18 protein-coding genes are annotated in these 22,476 nt (G+C 44.2%); 4 read left to right on the top strand and 14 right to left on the bottom strand.

Annotation, left to right across the window (positions count from 1 at the left end; genetic code table 11):
• Positions 1–26: 26 nt before the first annotated feature.
• Positions 27–1,058 carry an extracellular solute-binding protein gene (locus tag UF05_RS22840; RefSeq protein WP_021823120.1) on the top strand — a complete coding sequence of 344 codons (1,032 nt, stop codon included), beginning with the start codon at positions 27–29 and terminating at the stop codon, positions 1,056–1,058.
• Between the two features lie 251 nt (positions 1,059–1,309).
• A complete protein-coding gene (locus UF05_RS22835; RefSeq protein ID WP_045545163.1) occupies positions 1,310–2,347 on the top strand; it encodes an extracellular solute-binding protein in 1,038 nt (345 codons plus the stop codon).
• Positions 2,348–2,421: 74 nt separating this feature from the next.
• Here UF05_RS22835 and cobB read toward each other — a convergent pair whose 3' ends face one another.
• Positions 2,422–3,147, bottom strand: coding sequence for a Sir2 family NAD+-dependent deacetylase (gene cobB, locus UF05_RS22830; RefSeq protein ID WP_031818673.1), 726 nt, complete (start codon positions 3,145–3,147; stop codon positions 2,422–2,424).
• Positions 3,148–3,267: 120 nt separating this feature from the next.
• Here cobB and UF05_RS22825 point away from each other — a divergent pair, with 120 nt between their 5' ends.
• Positions 3,268–3,447, top strand: coding sequence for a hypothetical protein (locus UF05_RS22825; protein ID WP_031818672.1), 180 nt, complete (start codon positions 3,268–3,270; stop codon positions 3,445–3,447).
• A gap of 73 nt (positions 3,448–3,520) precedes the next feature.
• Here UF05_RS22825 and UF05_RS22820 read toward each other — a convergent pair whose 3' ends face one another.
• The 12 genes from UF05_RS22820 to UF05_RS22765 all read right to left on the bottom strand — a co-directional run bounded on the left by UF05_RS22820 (position 3,521) and on the right by UF05_RS22765 (position 19,195).
• Positions 3,521–4,741 (bottom strand): ammonium transporter, encoded by a 1,221-nt coding sequence (locus tag UF05_RS22820; RefSeq protein WP_045545162.1) that lies wholly within the window; start codon positions 4,739–4,741, stop codon positions 3,521–3,523.
• A gap of 515 nt (positions 4,742–5,256) precedes the next feature.
• Complete coding sequence (locus UF05_RS22815; protein WP_021486723.1) at positions 5,257–5,673, bottom strand: hypothetical protein; 417 nt, start codon at positions 5,671–5,673, stop codon at positions 5,257–5,259.
• Positions 5,674–5,690: 17 nt separating this feature from the next.
• Complete coding sequence (locus tag UF05_RS22810) at positions 5,691–9,776, bottom strand: RHS repeat-associated core domain-containing protein (RefSeq protein WP_231583824.1); 4,086 nt, start codon at positions 9,774–9,776, stop codon at positions 5,691–5,693.
• Between the two features lie 502 nt (positions 9,777–10,278).
• Positions 10,279–10,695: a membrane protein gene (locus UF05_RS22805; RefSeq protein ID WP_005479430.1), complete on the bottom strand. Its 417-nt coding sequence runs from the start codon at positions 10,693–10,695 to the stop codon at positions 10,279–10,281.
• A complete protein-coding gene (locus UF05_RS22800) occupies positions 10,679–11,731 on the bottom strand; it encodes a formate dehydrogenase subunit gamma (protein WP_005495045.1) in 1,053 nt (350 codons plus the stop codon). Before UF05_RS22800 ends, UF05_RS22805 begins: the two co-directional genes overlap by 17 nt.
• A 14-nt stretch (positions 11,732–11,745) precedes the next feature.
• Positions 11,746–12,354, bottom strand: coding sequence for a formate dehydrogenase FDH3 subunit beta (gene fdh3B / locus UF05_RS22795; protein WP_005453840.1), 609 nt, complete (start codon positions 12,352–12,354; stop codon positions 11,746–11,748).
• 11 nt (positions 12,355–12,365) lie between these two features.
• Entirely contained in the window at positions 12,366–15,221 is a 2,856-nt protein-coding gene (locus UF05_RS22790) for a formate dehydrogenase subunit alpha (protein ID WP_005453899.1), read from the bottom strand.
• A gap of 10 nt (positions 15,222–15,231) precedes the next feature.
• Complete coding sequence (locus tag UF05_RS22785) at positions 15,232–15,432, bottom strand: twin-arginine translocation signal domain-containing protein (RefSeq protein ID WP_005396171.1); 201 nt, start codon at positions 15,430–15,432, stop codon at positions 15,232–15,234.
• A gap of 73 nt (positions 15,433–15,505) precedes the next feature.
• Entirely contained in the window at positions 15,506–16,132 is a 627-nt protein-coding gene (locus tag UF05_RS22780; RefSeq protein ID WP_005495048.1) for a TorD/DmsD family molecular chaperone, read from the bottom strand.
• Between the two features lie 9 nt (positions 16,133–16,141).
• Positions 16,142–17,803, bottom strand: a complete 1,662-nt coding sequence (locus UF05_RS22775; protein WP_005396174.1) for a 4Fe-4S dicluster domain-containing protein — start codon at positions 17,801–17,803, stop codon at positions 16,142–16,144.
• A 308-nt stretch (positions 17,804–18,111) separates the two neighbouring features.
• On the bottom strand, positions 18,112–18,741 hold the full coding sequence (locus UF05_RS22770) for a DUF3306 domain-containing protein (protein ID WP_045545161.1): 630 nt from the start codon (positions 18,739–18,741) through the stop codon (positions 18,112–18,114).
• Positions 18,731–19,195 carry a DUF3305 domain-containing protein gene (locus UF05_RS22765; RefSeq protein WP_005396177.1) on the bottom strand — a complete coding sequence of 155 codons (465 nt, stop codon included), beginning with the start codon at positions 19,193–19,195 and terminating at the stop codon, positions 18,731–18,733. Before UF05_RS22765 ends, UF05_RS22770 begins: the two co-directional genes overlap by 11 nt.
• A 315-nt stretch (positions 19,196–19,510) precedes the next feature.
• Here UF05_RS22765 and UF05_RS22760 point away from each other — a divergent pair, with 315 nt between their 5' ends.
• Positions 19,511–20,344 (top strand): formate dehydrogenase accessory sulfurtransferase FdhD, encoded by an 834-nt coding sequence (locus tag UF05_RS22760; RefSeq protein ID WP_005453887.1) that lies wholly within the window; start codon positions 19,511–19,513, stop codon positions 20,342–20,344.
• A 362-nt stretch (positions 20,345–20,706) separates the two neighbouring features.
• On the opposite strand, the gene UF05_RS22750 is transcribed toward UF05_RS22760, so the two are convergent.
• Positions 20,707–22,299 (bottom strand): ABC-F family ATPase, encoded by a 1,593-nt coding sequence (locus UF05_RS22750; protein WP_005453913.1) that lies wholly within the window; start codon positions 22,297–22,299, stop codon positions 20,707–20,709.
• Positions 22,300–22,476: the final 177 nt, after the last annotated feature.

Here is a 22,476-nt window from a genome sequence, read left to right as displayed (position 1 = left end):
CAACGTTTGGTTTGGAGCTAACGTCAATGAAAAAATGGGCTACTCTATTAGCTGGTAGTGCATGTGCGCTTTCTCTGTTCTCAGGTTCAGCGGCAGCGGACGATAAAGAATTGGTATTTATGAACTGGGGTCCTTACATCAACAGTAATATCCTAGAGCAATTTACTAAAGAAACAGGTATCAAAGTGATCTACTCGACTTACGAGTCGAACGAAACTTTGTACGCAAAGCTAAAAACTCATAACCAAGGTTATGACCTAGTCGTACCTTCAACTTACTTCGTAGCAAAAATGCGCGATGAAGGTATGCTACAAAAGATCGATAAGACTAAGCTGAAAAACTTCGGCAACCTAGATAAAAACTACCTAGATAAGCCTTACGATCCAAATAACGACTACTCTATTCCACACGTTGTTGCGATTACAGGTCTAGCAGTTAACGCTGATATGTACGATCCAAACGACTTCCAAAGCTGGGCAGACCTATGGAAGCCTGAGCTTGAAGGTCAAGTAATGCTAATGGACGATACTCGTGAAGTATTCCACATTGCCCTACGTAAATTGGGTTACTCAGGTAACGCTACAGATCCAAAGCAAATCGACGAAGCATACGCTGAATTGCAAAAGCTGATGCCAAACGTTCTAGTATTTAACTCTGATAACCCGGGTGCACCATACATGTCTGGCGAAGTTGGCGTTGGTATGCTTTGGAACGGCAGTGCGGCTGCGGCGCAAAACGAAGGTCTAAACCTTAAGCTAGTCTTCCCTAAAGAAGGCGGTATTGGCTGGGTTGATAACTTCGCAATCTCTTCTGGCGCGAAAAACGTAGAAGCAGCGCACAAAATGATCGACTTCCTACTACGCCCTGAAATCGCAGAGCAAATTTCTCGTGACACTGGCTACCTAACCGCCGTTACAGAATCAAACTCGAAGTTTAAAGACGTAGCACCGCTGTTCCCTTCTCAAGAAGATCTTGACCGTGTTGAATGGCAAGACTCGGTTGGTGATATGACAGTGAAATATGAAGACTACTTCTTGAAACTGAAAGCGGGTCAATAGTCTGATCTTGCCTACTAAGGCATCGACTAACTGAAAATAGGCAGCGATACGCTGCCTATTTTTGTAATTGACTGATATAATTATGCGTTGCTAGGTTTATTTAGCTCAGTTTCACAGAATTATCGCTTCTCTAAAATAGGCTCGGTATAAATTGATTTAAATAAACGGGATTGTGCTTATTGCGATTTGGCTCAACTTAATAACTGCGACTAGTATTGACTTGTCCAATCGCTAAACAAAACGGAAAACAAATGAAAAGTAAATTCTACGCAAGCGCTCTATGTGCAGCGACGCTAATCGCTACCCCTGCAATGGCGGCTGATCAAGAACTGTATTTCTACAACTGGTCGGAATACATTCCAAACGAAGTTCTTGAAGACTTTACAAAAGAAACTGGCATCAAAGTTATCTACTCTACATACGAATCTAACGAAAGTATGTACGCGAAGCTAAAAACGCAAGGTTCTGGTTACGATTTGGTAGTACCGTCTACCTACTTCGTTTCTAAAATGCGTAAAGAAGGTATGCTGCAAGAGATCGACAAAAAGAAACTTTCTCACTTTAGCGATCTTGACACCAACTTCCTAGATAAACCATTTGATCCAAACAACAACTACTCTATCCCTTACATTTGGGGTGCGACGGGCATTGGTATCAACGCAGATATGCTAGATAAATCGTCTGTTTCTAAATGGGACGATTTCTGGGATAGCAAGTGGGAAGGCCAACTAATGCTGATGGATGACTCTCGTGAAGTCTTCCACATTGCATTAACAAAGCTTGGTTACTCGCCAAATACAACGAACCCAGATGAAATCAAAGCAGCTTATGAAGAGCTGAAAAAGCTAATGCCAAACGTATTGGTATTCAACTCTGATTTCCCAGCAAACCCTTACCTTGCAGGTGAAGTATCTCTTGGTATGCTTTGGAACGGCTCTGCTTACATGGCTCGTCAAGAAGGTGCGAATATCGACATCATCTGGCCTGAAAAAGGCACCATTTTCTGGATGGATAGCCTAGCAATTCCAGCTGGCGCGAAAAACGTAGACGCTGCTCATAAGATGGTCGACTTCCTACTACGCCCTGAAAACGCCGCTAAGATCGCACTAGAGATTGGTTACCCTACTCCAGTTAAGACGGCACATGAGCTGCTACCAAAAGAGTTTGCTAACGACCCAAGCATCTTCCCTCCGCAAGAAGTAATGGACAGCGGTACATGGCAAGATGAAGTTGGCGAAGCGAGCGTAATGTACGATGAGTACTTCCAAAAGCTAAAAGTAAACAACTAATTCGTTAGTTTTAAAGATGTGAAAAAGCGGCTCATGAGCCGCTTTTTTTTGTATCTAATAGTTAGGTTAAAGTTTTATGCTTTCGCGTCCAAAGCAAGAATTTCATCAACAAGCTTCGGTACTTCAACGCTTGCTTTACCATAGCGTTTTTCTTCAAATTCACTTTCAACCGCACTTGGCTCAAGGTTAATTTCTATAGTATGAGCGCCATGCATTTTAGCATCATGCACAAAGCCAGCGGCCGGATAGACGACGCCCGAAGTGCCGATAGAGACAAACAAATCAGCTTCTTCCAGTGCTGCGTATATCTCTCCCATTCTCAGTGGCATTTCACCAAACCACACAATATGTGGGCGCATTTGTGATGGGATCTGACAACAATGGCAAAGCTCACCAGTTTGTATATCTTCGGTATGTTCAATAACTTGGTTAGATTCACTACATCGCGCCTTAAGTAACTCACCGTGCATGTGAATCACATTTTGGCTACCACCTCTTTCATGCAAGTTATCAATATTCTGCGTAATAACCGTCACCTTTCCCTTTAATTCCGCTTCAAGACGGCCAAGAGCAAGATGCGCAGCATTCGGTATGATCGCTTCATCTTGAAGCTTTTGACGGCGCTGATTATAAAAACTCTGAACAAGGTCTGGATCTCGAGCAAAACCTTCAGGTGTTGCTACATCTTCAATTCGGTGATTCTCCCACAGGCCATCTTGGGCTCGAAATGTTTGAATACCAGATTCAGCCGAGATACCTGCTCCAGTAAGTACTACAATATTTCTATAAGGGAAATTCATAACTTATCCTTGTTGTTCTTTTTCATTAGCTTAACACTGAAAGAATAGCAACTGTAGTAGTATGGATTAGACCATGGTCGTAATGGTCACTATTAGAATTACATTTTGAGAGGAATCGCAATGAGACAAGTATCTCTGGCGCTTATATTACTTACGACTTTAGCAAGCTGTCAGCTGACAAATGTGGAAGGTGAAATTGACGACGTAAAAGTAAAAGTCAGCACAAATGATGACAATCATGGGCCGCACGGCAATGGTGGCTTTTGCCCTCCTGGTCAAGCTAAAAAAGGCAACTGCTAAAACGGCTTGTATATCGGTTTGAAGCAAATAGTTCGAAAAAGAGCGGTTTGATGCCGCTCTTTTTTCGATTAAATTAGTCTTCGTTAGTAGATGATATTTTATGAATCGCTAAATCCGCACCATTAAACTCGTCTTCTTCTGAAAGCCTTAAACCTGTTAGAGCGTTGATTGCGCCATAGACCACAAGAGCACCTAAAACCGCAATGGAAATGCCAAGAAATGTCCCTAAAACTTGAACCGCGAAGCTAACACCGCCCATTCCACCAAATCCACTTTGACCAAAAACTCCTGCAGCGATCCCGCCCCAAGCACCACATGCTCCATGCAAAGGCCACACACCCAGTACGTCATCGATTTTGGTTCGGTTTTGCAGATATGTAAACAGATACACAAACAAAACCCCGGCAACGGCACCTGTCACTAATGCACCAAGCGGATGCATTAAATCTGACCCCGCGCAAACCGCAACCAAACCGGCCAAAGGGCCATTGTGAATAAAGCCAGGGTCATTTTTACCCGCAAGTAATGAAGCTACGATACCTCCAACCATTGCCATCAACGAGTTCATCGCCACTAAGCCACTGATTCCAGAAAGAGTTTGAGCGGACATAACGTTGAAACCAAACCAACCAACACAGAGAATCCAAGCCCCAAGTGCCAAAAATGGGATATTAGATGGAGCGAAGTTCGTATGCTTTCCTGCGCGGATACGACCTCTACGCATCCCTAAAAAAGTAACGGCCACCAGCGCAATCCATCCACCAACGCCGTGCACAACGACCGAACCTGCAAAATCGTGAAAACCATAACCAAAGGTACTTTCAAACCAAGCTTGAACACCAAAGTTTCCATTCCAGATGATTCCTTCAAATAGCGGATATACTATGCCGACAGTGAAAAATGTTGCGATTAGAATCGGATAAAAACGAGCTCGCTCCGCGATACCACCAGAAACAATAGCAGGAATCGCCGCAGCGAAGGTCAGTAAGAAAAAGAACTTAACCAACTCGTAGCCATTATCTTGAGATAAGGTTTGAGCATCAGAAAAGAACGTGCCGCCATAAGCAACCCAATAACCAATAAAAAAGTAAGCAATCGCAGAAATACCAAAATCGGCAATAATTTTAACGAGTGCGTTTACTTGGTTCTTTTGGCGCACGGTTCCCACTTCAAGAAAAGCAAAACCAGCATGCATCAAAAAAACCATGATGGCACCCAATAATAGAAAAAGTGTATCGGAACTTTGTGTGAGAGTTTGTACAACGCCATGTACCTGATCAGCAGTTACACTCATTATGTTTATCTCCGTTATTTGTAGCGCACTCATCCTGTGCATCAAAGTTAAATTCATCACCAATTTGGTGAATGAAATTTACAAAGCGTCTAATACAGCAATTACCGTTCCATAATTTACTCTTCTAACAATTAGGGTTTAATTCATTGTTTTATAAAGCCTTAAATGAAATCAAAAACTTTTATTTGTATTGATTTTATCTATTTAAATGCACCAATGTAGGGTTTATGCACCAATATAATGCGCACAACATGTACGCGTTTAATTAGTAAACTCTGACCATAAACGCAAAAAAGCCACCTCATATAGAGATGGCTCATACATTAAATTTCTAACTAAATGATAATTTATCGCGTGATCTTGTCTGCTTTTACATCTTCTAGCCAACGTCCTTCAACGAGATATGGAGGAAGCTAACTAAGCAGCAAGGTTTAAAATCTCTCTATAGGATATAGTACGTTATTTTATATTTAGGACTAGCACTTGCAATTCTGTAGCTCCCATACAACATCGCTTTAAAACTCTTCTATATCTGCCTCGTCGATCCTACCTTTTTTGAGTGTCTTTAAAGCTTTTTCTGACACTACAAGTCTATAGTCTTCAGCTATCCAAAAATCATCCTTTTCCACACTACCTACTACCTTCAACCAATAGAATTTAGGCAATTGTATTCCTGGATATAGTTCGCCAAATTGCTCAGATGTTGATATCTCCACATCACTCAGTTTGTAACCTGTTAAATTTGCTGATCCAATTTCTTTTGCTAATGACTCGGTAACAATGTAGCAAGGAAACGTCGCTAGTAAATCATCTCCCAACCAACCATCAAATTGATAGTGTAACTTAAACACTTTAGGTGGATGAGTTGATGTATCAAGCAAAGAATGCCTTCCCAATCCACCACTAACCTCAGGTTCAATATAAAAATACATATGCTCCTCCGGACTAATTATCTAATAGGTGGGTTGAATTGTGCACCAAACATATCATCAATTTCTGTCGCCTTATTAAGTAACTGTTGCTTATTCGGGTTAGGGTTCTGCCGATAAAACTTGTCCCACTCTTTCCTGATCTTACTCAAATGAAGTTTAGAGTTTACTTCTTTTGGTATCCCACGCAAATTTTCAAGAGAGTGCATTTCGGATTCCTTTATTATCCCTGGGTATCGCTCACGAACTTGTTGCTCGACTGCATGATGCACAACCACTTTCCCTTCCGTTAAAGGGTTGGCTTCAAAGAACGTTTTTCTATAGTTTATGGTTGTAGACTCACCAAATTTAGCTGATTCGTATTGGCCAAAAACATAAGTCACTCTAGATTCTTTGCGCGGGTGTAAAAGAACAAACTCCTCAATCCCAACAACATACTGAACTTCGTGTCTGCTGCCATCTGAATGATTGATATGGCGATAAAAAGTAATCTCGTTTTTCTTGCAATCAATATGGTCTAAATCGTATTCATATCGAATATTGTTTTTACCATTGGGTTTGCGGATTTTGACTTGCGAGCGAACACCATCTTCTCCGACGGATGACTCTTTTGCAGCTTCTAAAATCTGATCGCAAACCTCTTGGGGGACATCGCTTTGCGCCTGATACTCAGCCAGCATTTGCTGTAAGCGTTTTAACCCTTCTTCACAAAGGAAACCTGTTGGGTCAATCCACTGGATAGGATTGACTGCATATTGGTAATGGTTAATGCCACCAGCAATAGATATCGGGTCTTGTTGGATAAAACGTCCTAGCTTAGGGTCGTAATACCGAGCGAGGTTGTAATGTAAGTTGGTTTCTTGGTCGAAGTACTGACCTTGAAAACGTAGGGGGTTTACCACCTCTTCAATGTCAATATGGGCGAAGCCGTACACATCATATCTCGCACTCCAAACGACATGACCACTGCAATCAATGAGTCGTTCCGGTTTACCTACCTGATCACATTCATACAAATAAATTGAGCCATTTTCTAACACAGCCAATGGGATGTAGGTTTCTGGTTGATATAAGTACCAACGAAAGCCATCGGCGGTGCGTTCTCCGAGCAAACGCTCACCTTCCCAAAGAAACTCCGTGATACCATTTTGAGTAATTTTCTTTGTTCTACGGCCTAATGCATCATATTCATAGTGACTAATACTCGAATCACCATGTACTTCTACCAGTTGATTTAATGCGTCAAACACACGTTTTTGAACCGTGCCATCGCCTTCTCGTTTAACTTGATTACCTTGTTGGTCGTATTTGTAACGAACACCTGCATAAGCTTCAATGCGGTCACTCATTACCTTAGAATCAGCCAAAGCGGGATTTCCAAAGCTATCTGATTCAAATGTTGAAGTCGAACCGGCTTCACTAACCTTTGTAACGTACCCGAGGGTATCGTACTGATAGTGAGTTGCCCCTGCAGTATTATCTAAAATTGAAGAGATTCGGTTCTGTGCATTGTATATGTATTTTTTTTCTCTACCTGACCATTGCTGCTCGACTAATCGACCGACACCGTCATAAAGTTTGCTCTCTCTGAAACTCTCATTTTCAGTGACAGAAAGCCTCCCCATAACATCATATTGGAACTCAATTTTTGGTAATGAGTCATCGCTAAACCGGATTTCGGAAAGCCTACCATTGGTGTCGTATGAAAAGTTAAGTGACGTCTTGTCTGGTAAGGTTTGCGAAACACGCTGTCCGGCTCGGTTAAACTCTTCACCGATTTCAAATTGACCTTGAATACGCTTAGTTAAATGTCCAAATGAGGAATATTGATACTGTAGAGTTTGATGACGATTAGAGGCTAAAGTCAGTCTTCCACCTAACGTATAGTTAAAGTGATTCTCAACAATATTTTTTCCATTTCCCGCTTTAATATGCTGAAGAAAGCCAGCATCGTCATAGCTGTATAAAACGGTCCTATCTGCAACATCTTTTCGGATGATTTTTCCCATAGAGTCGTATTTGAATTGGCTGTGTAGCCCATCAAATCCTACGGTACCTGATAGTAAACCTTCACTGTCGTACAAAAACTCAAACGCTAGACCATCACTTCGAACTAATTTCGTTAGGTTACGTTGTTGATCGTACTCGTAGGAAATATGGCTGCCATCAGGGAAGATTACCGCTTCTTGTTGAGCCAAAGCTCCCCATTGATAAGACGTGACACCTTCTGGTGTCTGTATCTGTGCAACACGACTAAACTCGTCATAAGCGTATTCTTCACTGTAACCGACTTTGTCTTCGTCGTTGAAATATCTTATCGATGTGCGGCGTCCGTAATCATCATAGGAAATCTGGGCAACACATCCATCGGGATACGCAATCCCATTAACTAAATCGGTAGCGCCATAACTGTAACGAAGTAAAGTGCCATCTACTTCATGAGCGACTAATCTTTGTTGTTTATCCCACCACCAACGGCTCTTCTTACCATCTTCAGACTCTCTCTTTACGACTTGACCATGTTTATCGTATTCATACTCCGTTACGCAACCTAGAGCATCGATATCCCACACTCGTTGGCCAAGACTGTTGTAATAGGCCTTTTCAAGATCACCATCAGGAGATACCGTTTTTACAAGCTTACCTAAGCTGTCATAACCATATTGAATTTGAGCACCGGAAGAGTGCAGTTTGGAAATTAATTGGCCTTGCTGATTGTACTGGTACTGTGTTGTCGAGTTATCTGGGAATACCGCTTTCTCTTTACGCCCTAAATGATCATAGTGCCATTGCCACGTTCTTCCTGTCGGGCTCGATTTTTCAAGCAGATGACCTTGCTCATCATGAATGAAAGTCCACTCATTATCTAAAGAGTCAGAATAAGAGGACTTTGCCCCCTCATAATGGAATCGATAATCATAAATACCTGAGTCACCAAAGTTTCTAATGCACTTAGCACTCGAGCCTTCTCCCGACCATTCAAAGTGATGCGTAAACCCTGTTGGTCGAACACGTTTGGCTATCAAATGTTGGTTTTGATACTCATATCGCTCAGTCAAACCCAAATCATTCGTCGCACCAACAAGATCGTCTTGCTCGTCATAGATATATGTTGTTAATACTTGTTCTGTCTTTGCGTTCAGCAATTCAACAAGGCGCCCTTGTTTATCATATTGACACTCAATAACTGGTCGCTTGTTATGTGCAACTTCAACTAGGCGGTGGTTTCTTGAATAACGAAGTTGGAACGTCGAAAAGATTCCATTGCGGATTTGTTTTAATAGCCAAATGTCTTCTACCAACTCAAAACGATATTGATCACCACTAGAGAGAGTGACAATTTGTGTATTTGGGTTTAGGAAATGACAGCTTGCTCCGACATAGACTTGATAACTTGTTGAACCATGCTCAACTGGTTCAAATTCAATCTCGTCAGCAGAATCACTTACAAATTCCCATGAGGTGACGTTGTGCTTTTCATCTGTGACTTCTTTCAGTTCAAATTGAAAAGCATGTCGCCAACCGTAACCAAGACCTTGATTTCGGTAAGCTTTGGATGAGCGATACGTTCTTGACCAAACGAAGCCATTGGGAAGCTCTACATCATTGAGTGTTAATATTTCTTCGCCCGTTACTAGAGAAACCGGATCTCCCGCTTTTTCATGACATTCGCTGCCCGTCTGTAAAGGCTTTGCAGAGGCTGAATTCTTAGCTTGGGTTTTAGAAGATGTATGTGCTTTGTTCTGCTTAGACTTTGCTTTTACTTGCTTAGGTACCGGTGTTGGCTCACTGGATATTGTCGCGTTTTTCTTTGTTTTAGGGAAACTAGCGACATAAAGAGAACCATTCACAAGTGCTTTTGCAAATACAGGCGCATAAAGCTCTGGTGTCAGTTCTTCATCCGGTACGTTTGGGGGAAACTGACCAAGTAGATGATACAACTCTTCAACACGGCTTGAGCTAAGCGGTACGAAGTCATCTAGAAACGCCTTCGCACTCTGTTCTGAGTCAAACTTTTTGTGTTCACCTTTTGGGATTGGCTGACTGGAAAAATGATAGCTTTGACCAAGGCAGTTGGTGAGAGGGATAACAAATTGAGGAATCATAGTTGTAACGAGTGTGTCCTTTCCTATTGCCTACCACTGACTTCACAAGTTTGCTTTGTTTTCATCTAGCAGGCACTGAGAATACAAAGCAAACGTGTGAAAGCCGGATCCTTTTCAGAATTCGACTATTCCTTGACTTGAATGCACTAAGGCGAATTTGATGCTCTTTAAAAAGCTGAGCGTCGCGTACTCTAGCGGCTAAAAATGCCTTGAGTAAATGAACAATAGTGTGAGTGAGACTGAGGTCTCAGCGATTTGCCTTTTAGAGAGCAATTTCTTTTGTTAATTTGATTCGCTCCCCAGATAACAAAATTCACCAAGAAAATTCACAATAGTCGCATGACTGAGATACCGTGTCTCACACAAGAGAAGTTGACTCAAACTATAGAACGTTATGCTCATGTCCAGCGTGTCACGGCAAGCTTCAGGCTTTCCATTGCATAATCGAAGCAATAAAAAAGCCGCCCTAAATAAGGCGGCTTTTGATGCTGTTAAGGTTCAATTATAGGTTTGGACCTGTAGAGGGAGTATGAGGTTGATTGTTACGCAGTTGCTGCATGCCTTGGAACATACGGATGAACCAGACAAGAATAGCTAACGCAGCGAATACCATTCCGACCCAAGGGATGAAGTAAGCGATGTCTTCGATCAACGTACTTTTCACCCAATAGTCACTCACCCCGACGAGCACACCGTTAGAGGTCGCTACGGTGACAATCAGCACCACAAAAAACGTCAGGTAGAGGAAGAAGGTACGAATCAGACCGTAGTAATGAGAAATCACTACGTCGCTGTCTTCCCCCTTATCCAAACGGTAACCCGCATAGATAATTGCGATAACGCCTGAGATCAAAAACGTAAACGGGGTAAAACAACTCAGGATATACGCAATCCAAATCCCGTTATGATGTTTGTTCATTCGCTTTCGCTCCTTTCTCTGTCGTTGGTTTTGATTCTGCTTCGCCCATCGCTTCTTTAGACTTCACTTCTTCATACCAAAGATCGTGATGCTCTTTCGCCCATGTTTCATCGACTTCACCAGTCACCATGCCTTCTAACGCACCTTCCATACCGAATAGACCGATATAGATGTGGAAAATAAAGCCACAGATCAGAATCAGGGCTGAAATGGCATGAACTAGGTTAGAAAGTTCCATATCTCGTCGAGTTTGCCCAAAGATTGGGAAATCCAAAACTAAACCACTTACCGCGACAATAGCGCCAAAGAAAATCAACAACCAGTAGATGGCTTTCTCACCACCGTTTGAGAACCCTGCCGATGGATGTGTTCCTTTGTGCTTACCAACCATGCCGCCCATTTTCATGAACCAACGGATATCTGTCATGTTTGGAATCGACTTGCGCCACCATTTCAAGAGTACAAACATCAGCAAAATGAAGAACAGTGGTCCCATGTAGTTGTGGTATTGCTTCGCCAACATGACGATAAAGCCCCAAAACTCGGTAGGAACATACGGTTTTAAAAAGTGCTTACCGTAAACCAGCATCAAACCACTGAATGCAAGCGTTAAGAATGTAAACGCCATACTCCAGTGGAGAGCGCGATCCAAGCGAGACCAGCGCTTCATCTTTTTGCCTGTACGAGGCTTACTCAGCATCAAAGGGCCAACAAATACGTAAGCCATGATAACCATCGCGATACTGCCGAAAATCGCGACAGCACCAGCAGGAGACATCCATTTCTCTTTTAGAATGTACCAAGTCTCACCAGGTTTACTGATTAATACGCCATGTTCTGGCGATTTAGACGTGGTATAACCTTCTTGCCCCTCTCTGACTTCACGCCAATAATCTGCACCTGCAAGTTGCGTTATCTCCTGTTGAACCACTTTAGAAGATTGCTCCTCTGCTGAAGCAGGCATTGCGAAAGTCAGCAGCAATGCCGTCATCATTGACAGCATTGCTAGAGACGCACGTTTAAGAGTGTTTAGCATGTGCCTCTCCTTACTTAGCTTTTCGTCGCATCGTAAGAAAGATCGTTTCCGTCTGTCCAACCTGCGTTTTTCGCGCCGCGCTCTACCACACGTTGACGGAAAATATCAGAGACTTTCTCTGCGTCACCCGCAAGTAGTGCTTTTGTTGAACATAGCGATGCACACATCGGTAGTTTGCCTTCTGCGATACGGTTCGCACCATATTTTTGGCGTTCTTCTTCTGAACCTGGTTCAGTGTTTGGACCGCCTGCGCAGAATGTGCATTTGTCCATTTTGCCACGTTCACCGAACGCTTCTTGTTTCGGGAACTGCGGAGCGCCAAACGGACAAGCAAACAAGCAGTAACCACAGCCGATGCACAGATCTTTATTGTGAAGTACGATGCCGTCTTCTGTATGCTCGAAACAGTCAGCTGGACAAACCGCCATACAAGGCGCATCTGTACAGTGCATACAAGCAACAGAGATCGAGTTTTCACCCGGTTCACCGTCATTAAGTGTCACAACGCGACGACGTTGGATGCCCCATTCAAGCGCATCGTCGTTTTCGTTCTTACATGCAGTAACACAGCCGTTACACTCGATACAGCGTTTGGTGTCACATAGGAATTTCATTCGTGCCATTGTCAGACTCCTTACGCTTTACGAATGTTACATAGGGTTACTTTAGTTTCCTGCATCAAAGTAACAGGGTCGTAACCGTAAGTGGTTGCCGTGTTGGCGGCTTCACCAACAACATAAGGTTGCGTGCCTTCTGGGTATTTAGGACGTAGGTCTTCACCTTCGAACTTACCGCCAAAGTGGAACGGAATGAATGCCAAGCCAGGTTTCACACGACGTGTAACCATCGCTTTCACCTTGATTCGTCCCTTCTCTGCACCTTCAACCCAAACATCATCACCATCTCTAAAGCCAAGATCGTTCGCGTCTTTCGGGTTTACTTCAACAAACATTTCTTGTTGAAGCTCGGCAAGCCAAGGGTTTGAACGCGTCTCTTCACCGCCACCTTCGTATTCAACCAGACGGCCCGAAGTCAGAACGATTGGGTACTCGCCCGATTTGTCTTGCTCTTGAATTGATTTATACAACGTAGGAACACGGAAGATTGCATCTTTGTCGTCCCAAGTTGGGTAATCCGTTACAAGGTCACGACGTGGTGTGTACAGTGGTTCACGATGCAGTGGTACGCGGTCTGGAAACGTCCAAACAATCGCACGCGCTTTCGCGTTACCAAATGGAATACAACCGTGCTTGATCGCGACACGCTGAATACCGCCAGAAAGGTCTGTCTTCCAGTTTTTACCCTCTGCTGCCGCTTTCTCTTCAGCGGTTAGATCGTCCCACCAACCAAGTTGTTTCAACAACTTGTCAGTGAATTCTGGGTAACCGTCTTTGATTTCACAGCCTTTCGAGTAGCTGTCTTCCGCAAGAAGGCTCTTGCCTTCGAATTCCACACCAAAGCGCGTACGGAAGTTACCGCCACCTTCTGCAACCGTCTTAGACGTATCGTACAGAATGTGTGTGCCTGGGTGTTTCATTTCCGGTGTACCCCAACATGGCCAAGGTAGACCGTAGGTTTCACCGTTGACAGGGCCACCTTCCGCTTCCAATGTGGTTTTGTGGAACGTATGCCAGTTTTGTTGGTGCGCTTTCAAACGCTCTGGGCTTTGGCCTGTGTAACCAATCGTCCACATGCCTTTGTTGAATTCACGCGTTAGGTCTTCAATAACCGGCTGGTTGTTTTCAACACGGATGTTTTTGAACAGAAGATCTGAATAGCCCAGTTTCTTCGAAAGCAGGTACATGATTTCGTGGTCTGGTTTTGATTCGAACAAAGGTTCAATCACCTGATCACGCCATTGTAGAGAGCGGTTAGAAGCGGTAACACTGCCGTATGTTTCAAACTGCGTTGTTGCAGGAAGCAGGTAAACTCCGTCGGTACGGTCGTTCATTACCGCAGCAACAGTTGGGTATGGGTCCACAATCACCATCATGTCCAACTTCTGCATCGCTTTTTTCATCTCAACACCACGTGTTTGAGAGTTCACTGCGTGACCCCAGTAGAACATTGCACGGATGTTTTCGCGTTGACGAATGTTGTCTTTGTTTTCCAGTACGCCATCCACCCAACGAGATACAGGAATACCTGCACTGTTCATTGGTTTTTGACCACCGTAAGCGTTGTCATCGAAACGACCTTTAATCCATTCGTAATCGATTTCCCACACTTTTGACCAGTGACGCCAAGCACCTTCAGAAAGGCCGTAGTAGCCCGGTAGCGTGTCAGAAAGTACGCCTAGGTCGGTCGCGCCTTGTACGTTATCGTGACCACGGAAGATGTTTGCACCGCCGCCTGATTTACCAATGTTACCAAGCGCTAGCTCAAGCACACAGTAAGCACGTGTGTTGTTGTTACCAGTAGTATGCTGAGTACCACCCATACACCAAACAATACAGCCCGGGCGATTTTCAGAAAGCAGTTTTGCTGTTTGGTAAACGTCTTCTTCGCTTACGCCTGTTACACGCTCAACTTCTGCTGGCGTCCACTTCGCTACTTCAGCACGGATTTCATCCATACCGAATACACGTTGACGGATGAACTCTTTATCTTCCCATTGGTTTTCGAAGATGTGCCACAACACACCCCAAATGAATGCTACGTCAGAACCAGGACGAAGTGAGACATAGTGATCCGATTTTGCTGCCGTACGTGTACGACGAGGATCCGCTACGACGATCTTACAGTTGTTCTTCTCTTTCGCGATCAGAATGTGCTGCATCGCTACTGGGTGTGCTTCAGCTGGGTTTGAACCAATGAACAGCATCGACTTACAGTTGTGCATGTCATTGAAAGAGTTGGTCATCGCACCGTAACCCCAAGTGTTCGCTACACCCGCCACGGTTGTTGAGTGACAAATACGCGCTTGGTGGTCAACGTTGTTAGTGCCCCAAAGTGATGCCATTTTGCGGAACAAGTACGCTTGTTCGTTGCTGTGCTTTGCGCTTCCCAAGAAGTAAACCGAATCAGGGCCAGACTCTTTGCGGATATCCATCACCTTGTTACCGATTTCTTCGATCGCTTGATCCCAAGAAAGCTTTTTCCACTTACCGTTTTCAAGCTTCATTGGGTATTTAAGACGGCGCTCACCATGACCATGTTCACGCAGTGCTGCGCCTTTTGCACAGTGACCACCGGCATTAAATGGGTGGTCGAATGCAGGCTCTTGACCCGTCCAAACACCATTTTGAACTTCTGCATAAATACCACAACCCACTGAACAGTGAGAACAGATAGTACGTTTTACTTCTGTTTTCGCTTCTGGATCGACTGATTTTGCTTGCGCTTTTTTCATCATTCCCGGTGCGAATAGACTAGCACCAACCACTGCGCCACCAGCGGCAAGCGAAGTGTTTTTCATGAATGCACGACGAGATACGCCAAGCTGGTTCGTTTCTTTGCTCACACTGTCGGAGCGTTTGACAAGTTTCATCCGTTATCTCCTAAAGTGTGTCGTAGTAATCGCGAATGTGTTGAGTTTCACGATACCCTTTCTTTTTCACGTCTTTTTCAGAAGGCTCAACCGTTTCTGAAGCAACGGCCACTTTCGTGGTTCCCGCAACAACAGCACCAGCAACGGCAGCGGTTGTGAAGCCTTTTAGGAGATCCCTACGGCTTGTGTTTATTTCTTTATTATCTTTCATCATTGCTTCCTTACCTTACGGTAGATCTTTGGAGACTCATGCCTCTCTATCGATATGACCAAGTACTGCTCGATTACTCGTAATCAGTGACGTTTTTCACATCAATTTTTAATTTGCTCTTACTGCTTTTGGTGTTCACGCTAAAGCGCACTTGCTCTAACGTTAAAAATGCATCGCAAAGCTGTGCAGCTGGCTTGTAGAAGTTCACGCTTTCTGCGTTCTCTAGTTGGCGCGTAAAAGATTGGAACCAAGGGGCGATGTGTTTGTTAAACACCGCTTGTTGAAGTTCTTCCTCTTCACCCGTCAGCATTGCCATCACTTCGCACAGTGCAGAAATATGGTCTTCAGGCTCTTTCACGTTCTCTTCTCGTTCGATGCCTAAAAGATCCAAATCGCGACGAATTTCCGCTAACGGTTTTTCCATCATCGAGCCAGTGCGATGCCAAGATCCGAATGGCACAACTTCACCACGTCCAATGCCAATAAACAGATCTTGATATTCTTCTTCTAACGCTTCACGTTGCGCTTCGTTCGCGGCTTGTTGCAGTGCGAGCCAAGCTTTTTGCATCGCGCTCTCAGACGGTTCAATTTCTAGCGATTTCAAGAACGCCAGCATTTCATCACTAGGCGCACTACGAAAAAGTGCGGATAGAACGAGATAAATGTCCGTTCTCAGTGTTTGTTCTTGTTGTGTATCCACTGCGAGCTCCTAGTATTTCAATTGATTCATTGGATCAGCAGCCATCGATTCAAACATGTCGATCACACGACAGTCTTCACACATGGCGATGCGATTAATGGCGGCTTCATCAGAGAAATGAGAATGACCACGAAGCTTGTTTTGCAGCATGTCGATCATCGATTGCGGAGCAAAAGGCTTGTGACAACGAATGCACTCGGCTGCCTTTTCTTCATGAATCACAACCGCTTTCTGGCGTTCTTCTTTCACCCAGTTCATACGAGGAGTAAGCGTCAGCACTTTCTCTGGACACGCTTTCTCGCACAGCCCACATTGAATGCAGTCTTGCTCGACGAATTTAAGTGACGGAGATTGTCCGTCCGTATGCAATGCACGCGTTGGACACACCGCCACACAGCTCATGCACAACGTACAATCTTTGCTTTCACAAGAAACAGTGCCGTAAGGTGCGTTTGCTGGCAGTTCAACAATGTTCTCAACTGGAATACGCGATGCTGACAACGCATCCAACGCCGTAAATAGGCGCTGACGCTTGTTACCTTGCAAGTCTCCTAATGCCAAATCAAAAGACTCGGTACAAAGTGTCGGAGCACCTTCACGTAGTGACTCTAGATACAGAATGTCGATGGTTTCTTTGGCGATACCAAGTTGGTCGAGCAGCTCTTGAGCAATACCGACTTCGCTATTAAGCACACGAATAATGGTTTGAGGCATAAAACGCGAAGCCGCAAACAGCACCTGAGTAGCACCGTTCACAAGCGCGGCAAACCAAGTATCTATACCAACCGAAGGCAGTTCTTCCACCACAATTGGAATTACATTATCTGGCAGCGCTTTTAGTGCCATCACGTTGTAGCTCTCGTGGCGAGAACTACAAATCAATACGATAGGATCTAAACCACCCGCTTGCTCATAGTTGGCTAGCGTACGTTCAATAAACTTTTGCGTATCTTCGGGGTTTGGCAATGCGTAATGAATAGCTTCTGTCGGACACGCTGTAGCACAAGTACCCACGCCTTGACATAGGTATGGGTTGATCTCGATGCGATGGCCCGTTTTGTCGCTGCCTTCACTCGATAATGCACCTGCCGGACAAGCATCCACACAACGTTCGCAACCTTTTACGCCACGAGAGCTGTGTGCACATAGATCGGTATCTAAACGGAAGAATTTCGGTTTATCGAATGTCCCCATCAAGGTTGGAATTTCTTCCAACGCTTCAGCCAGTTTCGGATAGCCACGACCAACTGGGTAGTAGCCCGGTACTGGTACTTCTTCCGACATGCAGCTGTTTAGGCAAAGATCGAGTACGATATCGAAACAATCGCTATTGATCGCGACCTTGGCAAGATTGTTGGTCGAACCATGATTTTCAATGAGAACTTCAAACGTACCTAAGAACCCTGAAACCTGAACCGAATTGGCGTAGTAAAGCTCGGGATTTGTTCCCTTTTCGCCATCGGTAGAAAGCAGCGTTAGGCTGTTCATTTGCGACAATTGCGCTGCCGCACTTTCGATGATTGCCGTTGGACCCACAATCAAAGTATTACCGCCGCTTTCATAGCTTACGGTTGGTGGAATAAGATTGGTCAACTCTACGGTATTTTCGAAAGCGTACAGCCTCGCTTTACCGTTATTGGAAGTTGCTTGTTCTAATAATTGTTTCAGCATTGCTCAATTCCATTTATGAACATGGATAGTCTTTTCCATCTCTTAGTGTAGTTAGCGCCGGAGATTCTGCTGATTAACTTATCAATGAGCATTCTTATTCCGCCATCTATAGGCGATGAATACTACGCAGTGCGTCCGTACTAACTTCAACCAGATTGGTATTGAGCAACAAATAGCAAATGTCATGCCAATAAAATATCAATTAAAATTCAACCACTTAGATATTTTACCGACAAATAGTAGGGATAAAAAAACCAGTTGAGACATTTTGTCCCAGCCGGTTCATTGAGTGTTTAGTCAAAATGTACCTATTCTTTGTGTGGTATATTTTGTCTCACCTCGTTAGGCTGTGATTCCTCAGCAAAAGTATCACTTTCACCGGATACTGTATTTATATACAGCTCATTTTCATCTTGGGTAATTCCGGCACTTTTTTCGGCGTTTGGTTCTGCGTCTTCAACCACTTCAGATGCGATATCGTCGGCGTTAAGTTCAGATCCTTGCGCCGTTTCAGCGTCTGGTTCTTCTTCCACTTTTTCTTTAACCCAATCACGCAGCGTCTCTGCGACGTCTTTAGAAAGTGACTTTAAGTTACTGTAATCATCATCGTAATCGTCTAGGCCATCACGCACGTTAAATTCTTCGGACAAGAACATTTTGCGCAGCGCGGCTTTCTTAACACTTTCTGCAGCTTCAGAAACCAGCAGTTGCGCCACAGACATTTCCTCGGGCTTTTCAGTCTCTACATTCGCGGTAATGTCTGAAGACTGACTAACCTCATTGACGTTCAAAGCGTCTGAGCTTTCGTCAGCGTTTGAAAGCGCTGTGACACAATCTTCGGATTGCTCCGTCTCTGCTATCGGCGTGATCTCTTCATCATGTTGGGAAGATTCTTCTAACTTACGTTTCGACCAACGGCTTAAAAAACTAGTTGCCATTTGCTCTGCCCGCTCCTTTGCGTTTCTTACGTCTTACTTCTAACAACTCACCGTGGCGACCGATGAAGGCTTCCATCCAAGCCTGAACGGCTAACGGCATATCGTTGGATAGTACAAGGTTGTCGCCATCCATATATTGCGCCGCGACAGATTGTGAAGCCGTTAGTAGCTGTATCGCTGGTTTTTCACCAGACTCGACGTTATCCATCACTAAAAAAAGTTTAGGTTGCTGAGAGCTTAAGTTAAAGCGGTAGTCTGTACGCTCGTCTTTGTGCAATTGCAACAGACAAACATCTGGAGTCTCTTCCGTCGGATTTAGCGCAAATCCCGTCAACTGCCATTGGGTTGTCACCCAAATCCCTGTACTGATCTCATGCTCAACAAGCTCTACGCCAATTGGCCATGCGTCTTCAGTCTTCTCGTAATTGTTCTCGAAATCTTTCTTATCCGACATAACTCACCCAGTTTTTCTATGTTGGTCTGAAAACTCACAGGACATTTTGACCTTGGCTTTCATCCATTTCATCGCTACAAAGCAATAACCGCGCCAAATCAATCCTATACACAGCGCTATACTCAAGTACCAAAGTAGTTGAAACTCAAATTTATTGATGTGTCATTACTGCGATATCGCAGTTTTAATGCATTGTTGACATAAAACCTCGCAATTTTTATGGGAACCGCTATTTTGGAACGAGATTTGCTTTGCTAACCACTTAGCAAGCTAAATGCGTAGCAACCTAACGCTCTTAATCACTAGGACACGACTGTGCTGAAACCAAATATTATTAAAACCAGTGAAAATCCCCTGCAAACCATTGAAGTCGATGTGTACGACGAGTACGGCGAAAAGCTCACGAAGCAAATCGCTTGCGAGCGTCCTCTTACGGTCATGCTGAACTGGAAAGAAGTGGTCACGCTCATGACGCTAGGTTCGCGTCCAGAAGCGCTAGTACTGGGTTATTTAAAAAACCAAAGCTTCCTGTCTGATCCAGCAGCGATTGAATCCGTCATTATTGACTGGGAAACGCATTCCGCAGCGGTGATTACTAAAGAAAATACCGAACATTTAGAAGGCGCTCTGAAAAAGAAAACCGTCACATCTGGCTGTGGTCAAGGCACCATGTATGGCAACGTGATGAAACAACTTGAGAACTACCAAGTGCCTCAAGTTCCGCTTAAGCAATCAGAAATCTACTCCGCACTTGAAGCGTTGACTCATTACAACGACACCTACAAAAAAGCGGGCGCGGTACATGGCTGTGCGGTTTGCAAAGGCAATGAGGTATTGTCATTTGTGGAAGATGTCGGCCGTCACAACGCAGTGGATACTCTTGCAGGTGAGATGTGGCTCAAAGAAGAGACAGGTGAAGATAAAATTTTCTACACAACAGGTCGCCTTACATCAGAGATGGTGATTAAAGTAGCTCAAATGGGCATTCCTGTTCTACTTTCTCGCTCTGGCGTTACTCAAATGGGGTTAGATCTAGCGAAGCAATTTGGCATTACGACCATTGCGCGTGCGAAAGGTTTGCGATTCCAAGTATTTACCGGAGCGGACAAGATTGAGTTTGATGTGAAAGGCGAAAACGCATCTCGTTAACGAGAACACATTACAAAACCGCCGATTAGTGTAAACTTATAACGATTGGGATAAGTAAATCATCACGTTATGAAGGCTTAACTAAGCGATATAAGCCAGAAATAGCAACGCTTGTTGTAGCAATAACAACACTTGTTTTAATTGATGCTAACTACAGCTCATTCACAAAGGATGTGAACTATGGACAATGACCAACTGTGGAATTTTTTGCTCACGCCCAGTGGCATTATGCTCTCAATGATCATTACATTTGGTGTCGTCGGCATATATGCGTATCTAACCGGTCAGTTTAAGGATTAAGACCAATTAAAAAAGCCTCGCTAAATAGCGAGGCTTTTACTTTTCAAGCGCTGTATGAGTAATTACGCGTCAACGCCACGAGATTTCAAGAACTCAGAGTAAGTACCTTTGAAGTCTGAAATCTTGCCATCGCGAATTTCGATAATACGTGTTGCTAGCGAGTCTACGAACACACGGTCGTGAGATACGAAGAACAACGTGCCTTTGTATTGCTCAAGCGCAGTGTTCAAAGATTCGATCGATTCCATATCCATGTGGTTGGTTGGTTCGTCCATTAGCAACATGTTTGGCTTGTGCATCATCAGTTTGCCAAGCAGCATACGACCTTGCTCACCACCAGACAGTACTTTTACTGACTTCTTAATGTCGTCTTGACCAAACAGCATACGACCTAGGAAACCACGAACTACTTGCTCGTCGTCGCCCTCTTGACGCCATTGACCCATCCAATCCGTTAAGTTCATGTCTTCTGCAAACTCATGCGCGTGGTCTTGCGCGTAGTAACCGATGTTTGCATTTTCAGACCATTTGAACTCACCCGCACGAGGTTCAAGTACACCAGCAAGCGTGTTTAGAAGAGTTGTTTTACCCACACCGTTCTCACCGATGATCGCAACGCGCTCACCCACTTCAAAAATTGCATTGAAGTCTGAGAACAAGTCCTCTTCAAAACCTTGGCTTAGGTTTTCAACAATCAGAGCGTTACGGAACAGTTCTTTCGACTGTTCGAAACGAATGAATGGGTTTTGACGGCTAGACGCTTTAACTTCGTCCAGTTTGATCTTGTCAATTTGCTTCGCGCGAGACGTAGCTTGTTTTGCTTTCGATGCGTTTGCAGAGAAACGCGCCACGAAAGTTTGTAGCTCAGCGATTTGAGCTTTCTTCTTCGCGTTGTCGCTAAGTAGACGTTCGCGAGCTTGAGAAGCCGCGGTCATGTACTCGTCGTAGTTACCAGGGTAAACACGTAGTTCACCGTAATCCAAGTCAGCCATGTGTGTACATACTGAGTTTAGGAAGTGACGGTCGTGCGAGATGATGATCATCGTGCAGTTACGCGCGTTTAGCGTGTCTTCCAACCAACGGATCGTATCCATGTCCAAGTTGTTGGTTGGTTCGTCAAGTAGCATGATGTCTGGGTCAGCAAACAGGATTTGCGCTAGAAGCACACGCAGTTTCCAACCTGGAGCCACTTCGCTCATCAAACCGAAGTGTTGTTCCATTGGAATACCTACAGCAAGAAGCAACTCGCCCGCTTTTGCTTCTGCCATGTAGCCGTCCATTTCCGCGAATTGAACTTCAAGGTCAGCCACTTTCATACCGTCTTCTTCGCTCATTTCTGGCAAAGAGTAAATACGGTCACGCTCTTGCTTCACTTCCCAAAGCTCTTTGTGACCCATGATTACCGTGTCGATAACCGTGAATTCTTCATACGCGAACTGATCCTGGTTTAGCTTTGCAACGCGCTCATTTGGATCGTAGCTTACGTTACCGCCTGTTGGCTCAAGCTCACCGCTTAAGATCTTCATAAAGGTTGATTTACCACAACCGTTAGCCCCGATTAAGCCGTAGCGGTTACCTTCGCCAAACTTAACTGAGATGTTTTCAAATAACGGCTTAGCGCCAAATTGTTGAGTGATATTCGCTGTGGAGATCAAAACCTTTACCTTAGCAATTTAAGTGTATTGAGAAAAAACCGGGCAACGGTACTGCTTCAAGCTACATACTTCAAGTTTTGTTTTTATTAATTAATGGGAAATATGTTTCGTTACCTGTGTTTTTCTGTACGAAAAGGCGAAAAATCCATGTCATTTGTCGTACTTAAAGTGGCAACG

It is taken from the genome of Vibrio sp. S457-15, assembly GCF_000960545.1.
Classification (GTDB): Bacteria; Pseudomonadota; Gammaproteobacteria; order Enterobacterales; family Vibrionaceae; genus Vibrio; species Vibrio parahaemolyticus.
The sequence above is the reverse complement of the archived record's forward strand: the minus strand, read 5'-3'. Positions and strand labels throughout refer to the sequence as shown.

What these genes read in the sequence shown, in the direction of transcription:
- cobB (WP_031818673.1), bottom strand. Translation starts at nt 3,147, where the DNA reads ATGAATTTCCCTTATAGAAATATTGTAGTACTTACTGGAGCAGGTATC.
- UF05_RS22815 (WP_021486723.1), bottom strand. Translation starts at nt 5,673, where the DNA reads ATGTATTTTTATATTGAACCTGAGGTTAGTGGTGGATTGGGAAGGCAT.
- UF05_RS22790 (WP_005453899.1), bottom strand. Translation starts at nt 15,221, where the DNA reads ATGAAACTTGTCAAACGCTCCGACAGTGTGAGCAAAGAAACGAACCAG.
- UF05_RS22820 (WP_045545162.1), bottom strand. Translation starts at nt 4,741, where the DNA reads ATGAGTGTAACTGCTGATCAGGTACATGGCGTTGTACAAACTCTCACA.
- fdh3B (WP_005453840.1), bottom strand. Translation starts at nt 12,354, where the DNA reads ATGGCACGAATGAAATTCCTATGTGACACCAAACGCTGTATCGAGTGT.
- UF05_RS22805 (WP_005479430.1), bottom strand. Translation starts at nt 10,695, where the DNA reads ATGAACAAACATCATAACGGGATTTGGATTGCGTATATCCTGAGTTGT.
- UF05_RS22785 (WP_005396171.1), bottom strand. Translation starts at nt 15,432, where the DNA reads ATGAAAGATAATAAAGAAATAAACACAAGCCGTAGGGATCTCCTAAAA.
- UF05_RS22825 (WP_031818672.1), top strand. Translation starts at nt 3,268, where the DNA reads ATGAGACAAGTATCTCTGGCGCTTATATTACTTACGACTTTAGCAAGC.
- UF05_RS22770 (WP_045545161.1), bottom strand. Translation starts at nt 18,741, where the DNA reads ATGGCAACTAGTTTTTTAAGCCGTTGGTCGAAACGTAAGTTAGAAGAA.
- UF05_RS22765 (WP_005396177.1), bottom strand. Translation starts at nt 19,195, where the DNA reads ATGTCGGATAAGAAAGATTTCGAGAACAATTACGAGAAGACTGAAGAC.
- UF05_RS22840 (WP_021823120.1), top strand. Translation starts at nt 27, where the DNA reads ATGAAAAAATGGGCTACTCTATTAGCTGGTAGTGCATGTGCGCTTTCT.
- UF05_RS22835 (WP_045545163.1), top strand. Translation starts at nt 1,310, where the DNA reads ATGAAAAGTAAATTCTACGCAAGCGCTCTATGTGCAGCGACGCTAATC.
- UF05_RS22810 (WP_231583824.1), bottom strand. Translation starts at nt 9,776, where the DNA reads ATGATTCCTCAATTTGTTATCCCTCTCACCAACTGCCTTGGTCAAAGC.
- UF05_RS22775 (WP_005396174.1), bottom strand. Translation starts at nt 17,803, where the DNA reads ATGCTGAAACAATTATTAGAACAAGCAACTTCCAATAACGGTAAAGCG.
- UF05_RS22800 (WP_005495045.1), bottom strand. Translation starts at nt 11,731, where the DNA reads ATGCTAAACACTCTTAAACGTGCGTCTCTAGCAATGCTGTCAATGATG.